Origin of the sequence: Frankia casuarinae (assembly GCF_000013345.1) — a bacterium.
In the GTDB taxonomy this organism is placed as follows: domain Bacteria; phylum Actinomycetota; class Actinomycetes; order Frankiales; family Frankiaceae; genus Frankia; species Frankia casuarinae.
The window spans coordinates 1,638,685-1,650,938 of record NC_007777.1 but is presented as its reverse complement, the minus strand read 5'-3'; the positions used below and the strand labels follow the sequence as shown (position 1 = coordinate 1,650,938).

13 protein-coding genes are annotated in these 12,254 nt (G+C 71.6%); all 13 read right to left on the bottom strand.

Features of this window, described 5'->3' with window-relative positions; all coding sequences use genetic code 11:
• Positions 1-32: 32 nt before the first annotated feature.
• The 13 genes from FRANCCI3_RS06905 to FRANCCI3_RS06845 all read right to left on the bottom strand — a co-directional run bounded on the left by FRANCCI3_RS06905 (position 33) and on the right by FRANCCI3_RS06845 (position 12,219).
• Positions 33-599 carry an adenine phosphoribosyltransferase gene (locus FRANCCI3_RS06905; RefSeq protein ID WP_011435817.1) on the bottom strand — a complete coding sequence of 189 codons (567 nt, stop codon included), beginning with the start codon at positions 597-599 and terminating at the stop codon, positions 33-35.
• 141 nt (positions 600-740) lie between these two features.
• Complete coding sequence (gene secF, locus FRANCCI3_RS06900) at positions 741-1,937, bottom strand: protein translocase subunit SecF (protein ID WP_011435816.1); 1,197 nt, start codon at positions 1,935-1,937, stop codon at positions 741-743.
• A 1-nt stretch (position 1,938) separates the two neighbouring features.
• Positions 1,939-3,762 (bottom strand): protein translocase subunit SecD, encoded by a 1,824-nt coding sequence (gene secD, locus FRANCCI3_RS06895; RefSeq protein WP_011435815.1) that lies wholly within the window; start codon positions 3,760-3,762, stop codon positions 1,939-1,941.
• A 147-nt stretch (positions 3,763-3,909) separates the two neighbouring features.
• Entirely contained in the window at positions 3,910-4,377 is a 468-nt protein-coding gene (gene yajC / locus FRANCCI3_RS06890) for a preprotein translocase subunit YajC (protein ID WP_011435814.1), read from the bottom strand.
• 185 nt (positions 4,378-4,562) lie between these two features.
• On the bottom strand, positions 4,563-5,609 hold the full coding sequence (gene ruvB / locus FRANCCI3_RS06885) for a Holliday junction branch migration DNA helicase RuvB (protein WP_011435813.1): 1,047 nt from the start codon (positions 5,607-5,609) through the stop codon (positions 4,563-4,565).
• 130 nt (positions 5,610-5,739) lie between these two features.
• On the bottom strand, positions 5,740-6,483 hold the full coding sequence (gene ruvA, locus FRANCCI3_RS06880; protein ID WP_011435812.1) for a Holliday junction branch migration protein RuvA: 744 nt from the start codon (positions 6,481-6,483) through the stop codon (positions 5,740-5,742).
• A complete protein-coding gene (gene ruvC, locus FRANCCI3_RS06875) occupies positions 6,480-6,998 on the bottom strand; it encodes a crossover junction endodeoxyribonuclease RuvC (RefSeq protein WP_011435811.1) in 519 nt (172 codons plus the stop codon). The genes ruvA and ruvC overlap by 4 nt, the downstream gene beginning before the upstream one ends.
• Positions 6,999-7,101: 103 nt before the next feature.
• Positions 7,102-7,857, bottom strand: a complete 756-nt coding sequence (locus FRANCCI3_RS06870; RefSeq protein WP_011435810.1) for a YebC/PmpR family DNA-binding transcriptional regulator — start codon at positions 7,855-7,857, stop codon at positions 7,102-7,104.
• Positions 7,858-7,879: 22 nt separating this feature from the next.
• Complete coding sequence (pdxT, locus tag FRANCCI3_RS06865; protein ID WP_011435809.1) at positions 7,880-8,479, bottom strand: pyridoxal 5'-phosphate synthase glutaminase subunit PdxT; 600 nt, start codon at positions 8,477-8,479, stop codon at positions 7,880-7,882.
• A complete protein-coding gene (pdxS, locus tag FRANCCI3_RS06860) occupies positions 8,476-9,408 on the bottom strand; it encodes a pyridoxal 5'-phosphate synthase lyase subunit PdxS (protein WP_011435808.1) in 933 nt (310 codons plus the stop codon). The genes pdxT and pdxS overlap by 4 nt, the downstream gene beginning before the upstream one ends.
• Positions 9,409-9,557: 149 nt before the next feature.
• Positions 9,558-10,112: a hypothetical protein gene (locus tag FRANCCI3_RS06855; RefSeq protein WP_023840944.1), complete on the bottom strand. Its 555-nt coding sequence runs from the start codon at positions 10,110-10,112 to the stop codon at positions 9,558-9,560.
• Between the two features lie 54 nt (positions 10,113-10,166).
• The gene (locus tag FRANCCI3_RS06850) at positions 10,167-11,333 is read right to left on the bottom strand and encodes a glycosyltransferase family 4 protein (protein ID WP_011435806.1); all 1,167 of its coding nucleotides are present in this window, start codon (positions 11,331-11,333) and stop codon (positions 10,167-10,169) included.
• Positions 11,334-11,340: 7 nt separating this feature from the next.
• Positions 11,341-12,219, bottom strand: coding sequence for a phosphatidylinositol mannoside acyltransferase (locus FRANCCI3_RS06845; RefSeq protein WP_011435805.1), 879 nt, complete (start codon positions 12,217-12,219; stop codon positions 11,341-11,343).
• Positions 12,220-12,254: the final 35 nt, after the last annotated feature.

Sequence of the window (12,254 nt, the reverse complement as noted above, 5' to 3'; positions counted from 1 at the left end):
AGAAGCCTTCCGCGGACCTCGCCCGGGCGAGGTCAAATCGTCAGAAGGGAGACGACATCGAGCGGCGCGACCCGATCACGGCCCGGTAGGAAGGACAGCTCCATGAGGACCGCCAGCCCCACGACCTCCCCGCCACCAGCCGCGAGCAGGCTGTGTGCGGCGGCCGCGGTGCCACCGGTGGCCAACACGTCGTCAACGAGCAGGACCCGGTCGCCGTCGTGCACCGCGTCGGCGTGGATCTCGATCGTGGCGGCGCCGTACTCCAGGTCGTAGGAGGCGCTTCGGGTCGGCCCCGGCAGCTTGCCCTGCTTACGGATCGGCACGAGGCCGGTGCCCAGCCGGTCCGCGACCGGCGCGGCTAGCAGGAAGCCCCGCGCCTCGATGCCGGCGATCGTGGTGGCCCCCAGCGCCCGGGCCGCGTCCGCCAGCGCACCGATGACCACCCCGAAGGCGGTCGGCGTCGCGAGCAGCGGGGTGATGTCTTTGAACACGACCCCTGGCTGCGGCCAGTCGGGAATGTCGCGGATGTGGCCACGCAGGACCTCGGCGACCGCGTCGTGCGCGGCGGACCGCTGCGGTGCGTCGTCGATGCTCGTCATCGTGCCGCTTCTCCCACCTTCAGGGTCGTCTGGACTTCAGGGTTGCCCGGACATCAGGATCGTCCCGACATCAAGATCGTCCGGAGATCCGCGGCCACCCGATCGGAGCCCCGCCCAGATCCGCGCGGCCGGCGACCTGGCTCACCGGCGTTTCTTACCGCTCGGCCGTCCGCGCCGCCCGGGTTTGCGCCCCGCGGCGCGCCGGGCAGGGGGCGCGCCCGACGGTCGTCGGGCGGCACCGCCCAGGTTCGCCCCGGCCGGAACCGGTTCACGCGCGCCGGAGACGGGAGCGTCCTCACCCCAGCCGGCCGGATCGACCGCCGCGCCGGCGGGAACAGCCGTGCCCGGCACACCCGCGGCGGCCCGGACCCGCCTGGCGCGCTCACGGGCGACCCGCGCATCCAGCGCCCGCACGGCGGGATCGCCGCGCTTGAGGTCGACGAGCAGCGGCGTGGCAAAGAACAGGGAGGAGTATGTACCGGAGGCGATACCGACGAACTGGGCGAGCGCGAGGTCCTTCAGCGTGCCGGCACCGAGCAGACCGGCGCCGACGAAGAGGAGGGATGCGACCGGGATGAGGGCGATGAGGGAGGTGTTCAGTGAACGCACCAACGTCTCGTTGAGCGCGTCGTTCGTCGCCTCCGCGTAGGTCCGCCGCGTCGACGTGCCCATGCCCGCGGTGTTCTCCCGCACCCGGTCGAACACCACCACCGTGTCGTACAGGGAGAATCCGAGGATCGTCAGCACGGCGATGACCGTCGACGGCGTCACCTCGAAACCTACCAGCGAGTAGACACCCATGGTGACGACGAGGTCGTGAACAAGAGCGGCCATCGCCGCGAGCGCCATCCTCCACTCGAACCGTACCGAGAGGTAGATCACGACGAGCACGAGGAAGACGGCCAGGCCCTGGAGGGCCTTGTTCGTGATCGTCGATCCCCAGGACGAGCCGACGGTCGACACGGCGATGTCGCGGTCCGGGTTCGACACCGAGAAGCGCTTGGCCAACGCGCCGGTCAGCTCACGGGTCTGGGCGTCGGAGAGGGTCGGCGTCTGGATCCGGAACTGGTGGGAGGTCTCCAGTTGCTGGACCACACTGTCCGCCGGGTCGAGCCCGATGCCGGACAGCGTGTCCTCGACCTGCGCGACGGTACCGCCACCGCTGGGTAGCTGGAAGACCGCGCCACCGGAGAACTCGATACCGAAGGTGAAGCCACGGAAGATCATGCTGATGATGCAGACGGCGACCACGACGCCGGAGACGGCATACCAGGCCTTGCGCCGGCCGACGAAGTCGACGTTGAAGTCGCTGCGGTAGATCCGCCCGACCAGTGCCATCTCAGCTCTCCCGCCTCTGCCCGGCCGGCGCCGGCCGCTTGGCCAGTCGCGCCCGGGTGGAAGCGGCCGGCGCCACGCCACCGCCACGCCCGCCGAGGGTCTTCGGACTCAGGCCCGAGTACCGGCTGACCGAGAACAGTCTGCGCCGCACCAGCAACGTCACCAACGGCCGGGTGAAGATAAACATGATCACGACATCGCTCAACGTCGACAGCCCGAGCGTAAAGGCGAAGCCGCGCACCGAGCCGATCGACAGGATGTAGAGGACCGCGGCGGCCAGGAAGGAAACCGTGTCCGCGGAGAGCATCGTGCGCCGCGCGGCGGGCCAGGCACGATCCGTGGCCGCCCGGACCGTGCGACCGGCCCGGACCTCGTCTTTGATCCGTTCGAAGTAGACCACGAACGAGTCCGCCGTGACACCGATCGACACGATCAGGCCGGCGATGCCGGCCAGGGTCAGCGTGAACCCGATCGCCACGCCGAGCAGCACCACCGAGGCGTAGATCAGCAGACCGCTGACGGCGAGGGAGATGATCACGACCATGCCCAGCGCCCGGTAGTACAGGAAGGAGTAGGCGATGACGAGAACGAGTCCGATGGCGCCGGCGAGCAGTCCGCCGTGCAGCGAGTCACGACCGAGGGTCGGCGAGATGGACTCGGCCTGGGAGCGCTCGAAGGCCAGGGGAAGGGCACCGTAGCGCAGCACGTTGGCGAGGTCCTCGGCGTCGGACTGGCTGAAGCCGCCGGAGATCTGGGCCGATCCGGGGATGCGCTCGTTGGTCTGCGGCGCGGACTGCACCACCCCGTCGAGCACGATCGCAACCTGCTTGCCGATCGTGCTCTCGGTCAGCTTGGTGAACTTGTTCTGGCCCGGACCGGTGAACTCGACGTTCACGACCCACTGCCCGGTGGTGATGCCCGTGGTCCCGCCGCCGCCCTGCAGGCCCGCGGAGGCGGTCTTCACATCCGTCCCGACCACCGTGGCCGGCTTGAGCAGGTACTTCGTCGTCCCGGTCCGGTCACAGGCGGCGGTCCAGTCCTGCGGGCGGTCGGTGCTGACCGAGGCTTTGCGGACGTCGGCCGCTGCGCACGTCAGCGACTCGTAGCGAGCGAACACGTCGGCAGGCGGGCTGTCCCCGGTCGACCCGGTCGACCCGGTCGCCGCCGGCGCGGGGGCCGGGGCCGGAGAAGCCGAGGCCACCGGAGAAGCCGAGGCCGCGCCCACCGCGGGTGTGCCCGCGGCGGTCAGCGACACCGGCTGGGCGATCAGGCCGCGGCCCGTGCCGTCACCGAGCGCGGCCGGTTTGTTCGACGCGGCGGGTGCCGGGGATGACGGCGCGATGCTCGGCGTGCTCTGGCCGGCCGTCGGGGCCGGCTGGCCCGTCGCACCCGGCGTGGGTGCGGAGGCCGCCCCAGTGGGGGTGGGCACCGGGGTGGCCTGGCCGGACGTGGCGACCTCACGGAAACGCAGTTCAGCGGTCTGCCCGACCAGATCCACGACGTCGTTGCGGCCGCGGCCGGGCACCGAGATCTCGATCTGGTTGCCGGTACGATGAACCTCGGACTCGGCGACGCCCAAGCCGTCAACGCGCTGCCGGATGATGTCGACGGCCTGGTTGACGGCACCACTGTCGACGTTGTTTCCCTGCGTGGCACGAGGCGTGAGGATGACGCTCGTCCCGCCCTGCAGGTCGAGCCCGAGCCGGGGCTTCCAGTTTCCGGTAGCGGCCATGAGGCCGTAGAGGACGACGATCAGACCGCCGAGGATCCCCAGCCGGGTCCAGACGGAGATCCCCCTGGGTACCCGTGCCGAGCCGCGTGCCACCTGCGAGTCCCTTCCTCACGCGCCGGTGTGCCGGCGCTCGTTCGTCTCGCCGCTGCCCGGACCGGCGGTGCCCAAAGTATCCGAACGAATGTCACCGAGGGTGCGTTCCGCTCCCCGAACGGTAGTGCTCGGTCAGGTGACCGGCGATCACAGCTCCTTGCGGGGCGGGTGTGTCGTTTCACCGCCCGTGCCGCCGTCCCCACCGGGGAGGCCACCGCCGGGATGCGACGCCTCGGCGCCACCGGGGCCGTCGGAACCGTCGTCGTGTGACCGGGGTTCCCCGGAGGACTCCCCGCCGTCCCCGGCTCCGCCGGGCGTACTGATCACCCGAGCGACCGCGCTGCGCGAGAAGCGGCAGACGACATCGGGCGCAACCTCCAGCAGGAGGTCGCCGTCCTCCATCTCGACGACCGTGGCGTAGAGACCAGCGGTGGTCATCACCAGGGTACCGGGAACGATCCGCGATATCTGCTGCTGTTGCGCCTTGGCGCGGCGCCGCTGCATCGAGAAGAAGTAGACGATCACCAGGATGAGGATCAGCGGGAACAGAAGCCCGCTGATCGAACTGCCCCCGTCCTTGCCGGCCGCCACCGAAGCTGCCACGAGTACGTGCACGTCCTGCCCTCCTGATGTGTTGCGGCGATCGTACGTATCGATCGGATGCCTGTGGTGGGCAGGGCGGTTGTGCCCGGCACACAGGACCTCCTCCGGCCGGAATGGCCGATGCTACGGGGACGACTCATCCCGGACGGAGTAATCACCTTCAGTGACTACTCCCCGGCCGACCGACCCTCTCACAGTCATTCTCCCTCGGTGAACAGCGAGACCTGGGTACGACCGAGCGGATCGGTGACGGGGTCCAGACCGAGGTGCTCGAAGGCGGCGGGAGTGGCCATCCGGCCCCGGGCGGTACGGATCAGCAGGCCGGCACGCAGCAGGAACGGCTCGGCCACGTCCTCCACCGTCTCCGGTTCCTCCCCGACCGACACGGCGAGCGTGGTGAGCCCGACCGGACCGCCGCCGAACCGGGTGACCAGCGCCTCCAGCACGGCCCGGTCGAGACGGTCCAGTCCGAGCCCGTCGACGTCGTAGATCCGCAGCGCCGCCTGGGCGATCTCGCGGGTGACCACGCCGTCGGCCCGCACCTCCGCGTAGTCGCGCACCCGGCGCAGCAACCGGTTGGCGATGCGGGGCGTACCACGCGACCGGCCAGCGACCTCGGCGGCTCCCTCGGCGGTGAGGGTGACCCCCAGCAGGCCGGCCGAGCGAGTCAGCACCCGGGCGAGCTCGTCGGCGTCGTAGAAGTCCAGATGGGCGGTGAACCCGAACCGATCCCGCAGCGGGCCGGTCAGCAGGCCCGACCGGGTGGTAGCCCCGACCAGCGTGAATGGCGACACGTCGAGGGGGATCGCGGTCGCGCCCGGGCCCTTGCCCAGGATGACGTCAACCCGGAAGTCCTCCATCGCGGCGTAGAGCAGTTCCTCGGCTGGCCGGGCGATCCGGTGAATCTCGTCGAGGAACAGGACCTCTCCCGGGGAGAGGGCAGTGAGGATCGCGACGAGATCCCCGGCGCGTTCGATCGCCGGCCCACTGGTCATCCGCAACGGAACCTCGAGCTCCTGCGCCATGATCATCGCAAGGCTGGTCTTGCCCAGACCGGGCGGGCCCGACAGCAGGACGTGGTCCGGCGGGCGACCACGCGCCCGCGCCCCCTCGAGCATGATTGTGAGCTGCTCGCGCACCTTACGCTGGCCGACGAACTCGGCCAGGGTGCGCGGACGCAGCCCGGCCTCGAAGGCGCGCTCCTCGGGACTCGCCGCGGCGGACACCAGGCCGTCGTCACTCATGTCCCACCTCCGCGTACCCCCGCCCCTCGACGTACCCCCGCTCCGACCGACCGCCGCCCCGGCTGACCACCGCCCCGGCTGACCACCGCCCGACGCGGTCGCGCGCCGCATGGCGGCGTCATAACGGCCCTCACCTGCGTAGCACGGCAAGACTCGCGCGCAGCAGGGTCGCGGTGTCGGGCGGAGCGCCGCCGGTTCCCGAGTCGGCCCCGGCCCGGGAACCCGGGGCGCCTTCCTTTCCCGGGACGTCTCCCTTGCCCGGGGCGGCCTGCTCGCCACCGGCTGCGGCGCCCTCGCCGACGGGCGCGGCCAGGACCACGAGCGCCCGGGACACGGCGGCGTCGGCCTCACGACCCGAGTAGCCCAGGCCCACCAGCGCCTCCCGCACGGTCGCCGCGACCCCGACGGCATCGGCCGGCATCGGTTCCGGTCCCGACGTCAGGCGCGGGCCGGGCAGCGGCGCACCGTCACCCGGCGGACCGAGCCGGTCCCGCAGGTCCAGGACGATGCGCTGCGCGCCCTTGCGCCCGATACCGGGGACCTTCGTCAGCACCGCGAGATCCTCCTCGGCGACGGCGCGGCGCACCGTGTCGGGATCGTGCACCCCGAGCACGGCCTGGGCGAGCTTGGGCCCGACCCCGGCCGCGCTCTGCAGGATCTCGAAGACGTCGCGCGCATCGGCGTCGGCGAAGCCGTAGAGGGTCAGCTCGGTCTCGCGCACGATCAGGGTGGTGGCGAGGGAGGCGGACTCCCCCACCCGCAGCCGCGACAGCGTCGACGGCGAGCAGTGGACGAGCAGGCCCACCCCGCCGACCTCGATGACGGCGGACAGCGGGGTCAGCGCGGTGACCGTGCCGGCCAACGACGCGATCATCGGGTGGGTCCGCCCGGCGCGGCGGAACGGAACCGGGCCAGCGCCGGCCCACGCCACAGGTGGCAGAGCGCCAACGCGAGGGCGTCCGCCGCGTCGGCCGGGCGTGGCGCCTCGGTCAGCCCGAGCAATCTGGTGATCATAAAACTGACCTGCGCTTTGTCCGCCCGGCCGCTGCCGGTCACCGCGGCCTTCACCTCACTGGGCGTGTAGAGACCCACCGGCAGGCCTCGCCGGGCGGCCAGCACGATGGCGACCGCCCCGGCCTGCGCGGTGCCCATCACGGTACGCATGTTCGCCTGGCTGAAGACCTTCTCGACCGCGACCGCCTCCGGGCGGGTGCGATCGAGCCAGGCGTCGATGCCATCGGACACGGCGCACAACCGTTCGGCGACCTCGGCGGTGGCGGGGGTGCGCACCACCCCCACCTCGACCAGGTGGGCCCGGATGCCGAGGCCACCGTCGACGACCCCCAGGCCACACCGGGTCAGCCCCGGATCGACCCCCAGCACCCGCATCCACCCTCCCGACCGCACGTTCACAAGAACATTCGTTCGATTCTAGGGGCGGCGGCACAACCGGACATCCACGACACGCCCAACAGATCGCCCGAGAGGACGATCAGCTGCCGACGAGCTCCATCACGTCATCGGAGATGTCGGCATTGAACCAGACGTTCTGGACGTCATCGAGATCCTCGACCGCCTCGATGAGCTTGAGGACCTTGGCGGCGGGTTCGGCCTCCAGCGACACGCTCACACTCGGCAGCCAGGAGATGTCCGCGGAGGTGACCGCCAGGCCGGCATCGGTGGCGGCCACCCGCACGGCGTGCAGATCGGTCGCCTCGGAGACCACCTCGAAGGCCTCCCCGACGTCGTTGACCTCCTCCGCGCCGGCGTCGAGCACAGCGAGCAGTACGTCGTCCTCGGTGAGGCCGGCGGTCTTCTCGATAAGCACGACACCCTTGCGGTTGAACAGGTACGACACCGACCCCGGGTCGGCCACCGTGCCGCCGTTACGGGTGATCGCCACCCGGACATCCGACGCCGCCCGGTTACGGTTGTCGGTCAGGCACTCCACGAGGATCGCCACCCCGCCCGGGCCGTACGCCTCATAGGTGATGTCCTCGTAGTTCACCCCACCGGCGAGCTCGCCGGAACCCCGCTTGACGGCCCGTTCGATGTTGTCGTTCGGCACGGACTGCGACTTCGCCTTGGCGATGGCGTCGGCGAGCGTCGGGTTGCCCGCGGGGTCTCCGCCGCCCGTCTTGGCCGCCACCTCGACCGTCTTGATCAGTTTGGCGAACAGCTTGCCCCGGCGGGCATCGATGACCGCCTTCTTGTGCTTGGTGGTCGCCCACTTGGAGTGGCCGCTCATGACCTGCCTCTCTTGCGCCCGATCATCGACCGGACCCGGACGATCGGACGCTGTCGACGAATAGCCGGTGCACCCGGGCATCACCGGTCAGCTCCGGATGGAACGCGGTGGCCAGCAGCGGTCCTTGGCGGACCGTCACCGGCGCCTCGGCGACACGGGCCAGGACCTCGACCGCGTCTCCTGCCTTTTCTACCCATGGTGCCCGGATGAAGACCGCGTGCACAGGTGGCCCCGCCACCCCGACGACCTCGAGGTGTGCCTCGAACGAGTCCACCTGCCGGCCGAAGGCGTTACGCCGGACGACGATGTCCAGTCCGCCGATCAGTGGTTGATCCGGCCGACCGCCCACGACGTCCCGCGCAAGCAGGATCATGCCAGCACATGAACCGAACACGGGCAACCCCGCGGCCACCGCCGCCCGCAACGGCTCCAACAGCTCGAACACGCGCAGCAACCGGCCGATCGTGGTGGATTCACCTCCGGGCAGGACGAGCCCGTCGACCTCGGCGAGCTCCACCGCGTGGCGCACCGCCACCGGCCGCGCGCCGGCCTCGGTGAGCGCCCGGGCGTGCTCGCGCACATCCCCCTGCAACGCGAGGATGCCGATCCGCGGGCCACTCACCAGCCGCGGTCGGCGTAGCGGGCTTCCGGGGGAAGCTCGGTGACGTTGATGCCTACCATCGCCTCGCCAAGGCCCCGGGAGACCTTCACCAGAACGTCGGGGTCCTTGAACATGGTGGTCGCCTCGACGATGGCCCGAGCGCGGCGCGCCGGGTCCCCGGACTTGAAGATCCCGGACCCGACGAACACCCCGTCCGCGCCGAGCTGCATCATCAGCGCCGCGTCCGCCGGGGTGGCGATACCGCCGGCGGTGAACAGCACGACGGGCAGCCGACCGAGCCGGGCCACCTCGGCGACCAGCTCGACCGGGGCGCGCAGCTCCTTGGCCGCCGCGTAGAGCTCCTCGGCGGGCAGCCCCGACAGCCGGGCGATCTCCGCCCGGATGGTACGCATGTGCACCACGGCGTTGGACACCTCGCCGGTGCCCGCCTCACCCTTGGAACGGATCATCGCCGCGCCCTCGGCGATCCGGCGCAGCGCCTCCCCCAGGTTGGTGGCTCCGCAGACGAACGGCACCGTGAAGCGCCACTTGTCGATGTGGTGGTGCGGGTCGGCAGGCGTGAGAACCTCGGACTCGTCGACGTAGTCCACCCCGAGCGCCTGCAGCACCTGTGCCTCGACGAAATGCCCGATCCGGGCCTTGGCCATGACCGGGATGGAGACCGCCTCGATGATCTCCGAGATCATGTCGGGATCACTCATCCGCGCCACCCCACCCTGCGCCCGGATGTCGGCGGGAACCCGCTCCAGCGCCATCACCGCGACGGCGCCGGCGTCCTCGGCGATGCGGGCCTGCTCGGCGGTGACCACATCCATGATCACACCGCCCTTGAGCATCTCCGCCATGCCGCGCTTGACGCGGGCGGTACCGGCATGCCGGGCGGAGTCGGTCGCCGGGCCGGCGGCGGGGGCAGTCTGGCCCTCGGACATGATGTGCCGTCTCTTTTCACTGGGTCGGGTCGCCAGGGCCGCTGGGTACCGGCATGTCTGGCACCTGCATGTCGGCTACCCCACCGGATGGTTCCCGTACGGGTGGGTCGGTTTTCCATGGTACGGCGATCTCGCGACCGGCCGGGCCATCAGGAGGCCAGCCCCGGCAGGTCGTCGCGAGGGACGCCCTCGCCACGGATCGGCAGGGCGTCGTCGATCTCGAAGTAGCTGGCCGGCGGCCGGCGGCCGGCCAGGTGCGCCATCCGCACCACGCGTCGACCGGCGAGTGCCCGCAGGTCGCGGACCGCGTCGTTGTGGAACTGCCGGGCGAGCGCGACCCGGGCCGCGCAGGAGTCGACCGCATGCAGCTCGGCGGGGTGGTGCTGGCCGGCCGCGGCGACCTCGGCGGACCGTAACGCCCGGCTCAGGGCATTCTCGCTCTGCTCGACCGCGGCGTCCAACGCCCCCCCGGCGAGCAGGTCCGGATAGGCCGTTCGGGCCCGGGCCACGCTCTCGCCCAGCTCGGCCAGCTCACATCGCAGGGCCAGCTCGCGCGCGGCGTCGGCGCGGGCGACCAGGTGCGCCACCAGCCCACCGCGGGCGTCCGCGACCCGGGCCGCGAGTCGGTCGAGCCGAGTGGCCAGCCAGGTCAGATAGGTCGCGATCGCCACCACCAAGGCGACCACCACCACGACGACGGTCATCCCGCGCAGCGTAACCAACGGCCGAATGTGACGTGGCTCTGGTACCGGGGCAGGTCAGTTACCACTCCTCGCGTCGCCCCGGACCGGCAACCGCGTCGCCGTCGCGACCGACACCCGCATGTCCCCGGAGACCATCTGGTACACCCCGACGATCCGCTCGGCGATGGCCCGCCAGTCGTAGGCGGTGACGACGGCGCGACCGCGTTCCACCAGCCGCGCGGCGCCGGCGGGATCACGCAGCACCTGGGCCAGGGTCGCGGCCAGCCGCGCGGGATCGCCGACGTCGAACAGCCTGCCGGCGCGCCCGTCATCGAGGACCCGGCGGAAGGCGTCGATGTCGCTGGCCACCACCGGGGTCCCGGTCGCCATCGCCTCGAGCAGCACGATCCCGAAGCTCTCCTGACCGGTGTTCGGGGCGCAGTAGACCTGCCCGGAGGCGAAAACCCGGGGCTTGTCAGCGTCGGAGACCATGCCGACGAGGTCGACCCGCGAGCGCAGGGTGGGCTCCAGCCGGGCCCGCACCGCCGCCCCGTCACCGGGCCCCGCCACCAGCAGCCGGACACCGTCGATCTCGGCGGCGAGCGCAGGCAGGGCGGCGAGCAGCACGTCAAGGCCCTTGCGCGGCTCGTCGATACGCCCGAGGAACACGACGGTGGGCCGCCCGTCGTCGTAGTCGGGCAGGGGCCGGGCGCCGGCGAAGTTCTGCACCGCCACCCCGTTCGGGATCAGGATGGCGTCGGCGCCCAGATGCTCGACGAGGGTGCGCCGGGCCGCCTCGGAGACCGCGATCCGAGCCCGCAGCTTCTCGAACGACGGCTGCAGCGCGCCCTGGGCCGCGGTGAGGAACCGCGACCGGGGGTTGGCGGTGTGGAAGGTGGCGACGATCGGTCCATCGGCCAGCATGCAGGCCAGGAGGCTGACGCTGGGCGCGGTCGGTTCGTGGGCGTGCAGGACATCGAAGTCGTGCTCACGCAGCCAACGGCGGACCCGGGCGGCCGAGACCGGGCCCATCAGGAGCCGGGCGACGGAGCCGTTGTAGGGCAGCGGTAACGCCCGACCCGCGTCCACCGCGTAGGGCGGCAGGGTCCGTTCGTCGTCCACCGGGGTGATGACGGACACCTCGTGACCGGCGGCGATCAGGGTCTCGGCGAGGTCACGCACGTGCGCCTGGACCCCGCCCGGTACGTCCCAGGCATAGGGGCAGGCCAGACCGATCTTCACGGCGGCGTCATCCGTCGTCGCGCCAGATCCGCTGGAGCATGTGCCAGTCCGCGGGGTGCGCGGCAACGCCGGCGGCGAAGGCGTCCGCGAGTCCCTGCGTCATCGTCGGGATGTCGCTCGGCTCGACGGCGGGATGGATCCGCCCGCTCCACCCGTCATGGTCGAACCAGAGCGTGGCGGGCAGCAGCGCCGCTCCGGTGCGCAACGCGAGCGCCGCGGGCCCGCCGGGCATGGTGGCCGTGGCGCCGAAGAACCTCACCGGGATCCCGCCACGGGAGAGATCCCGGTCCGCGAGCAGGCAGAGCATCCCCCCGGCCAGCAGGCGCTCGGTGAGCAGGTCGAACGGAGGAGCCTGCCCGCCGGTCAGCGGGACGACCTCCATGCCGAGTTCCGAGCGGAAGGCCAAGAACCGCTCGAAGAGCGCCTCCGGCCGCAGGCGTTCGGCGACGGTCGTGAACGGCACGCCATTCGCCACCAGCCAGGCGCCCGCCTGCTCCCAGTTGCCCATGTGCGGCAGCGCCACGATGGTCCCTTTCCCGCGGGCGTGCGCATCCCACAACCGATACTGGTCCAGCAGCCGCAGCCGGCCGACGACACGGTCCAGACCGATCTCTCGGAAGCGGAACACCTCCAGCCAGTACCGCGCGTAGGAGCGCATCGCCGCCCGGGTCAACCGGTCCAGATCGGTTCCCGGCGGCGCCACCCGGGCGAGATTCGACCGCAGCCGGCGCACCCCCCGCCCGTCGCGGCGGTAGGCCAGGTCGGCGCCGAACCGGAACGCCGCGGCGGCCACGGGCTGCGGGAGCAGCCGGACGCCGCGCCAGCCCAGCGCGTAGGCGAGGTCGGTGAACCGCCCAGCCGCCGTCGCCCGCACGCCCGTCGTCAACGCTCGGCTCTTCGTCGGGTCGTCTCGATGACCGC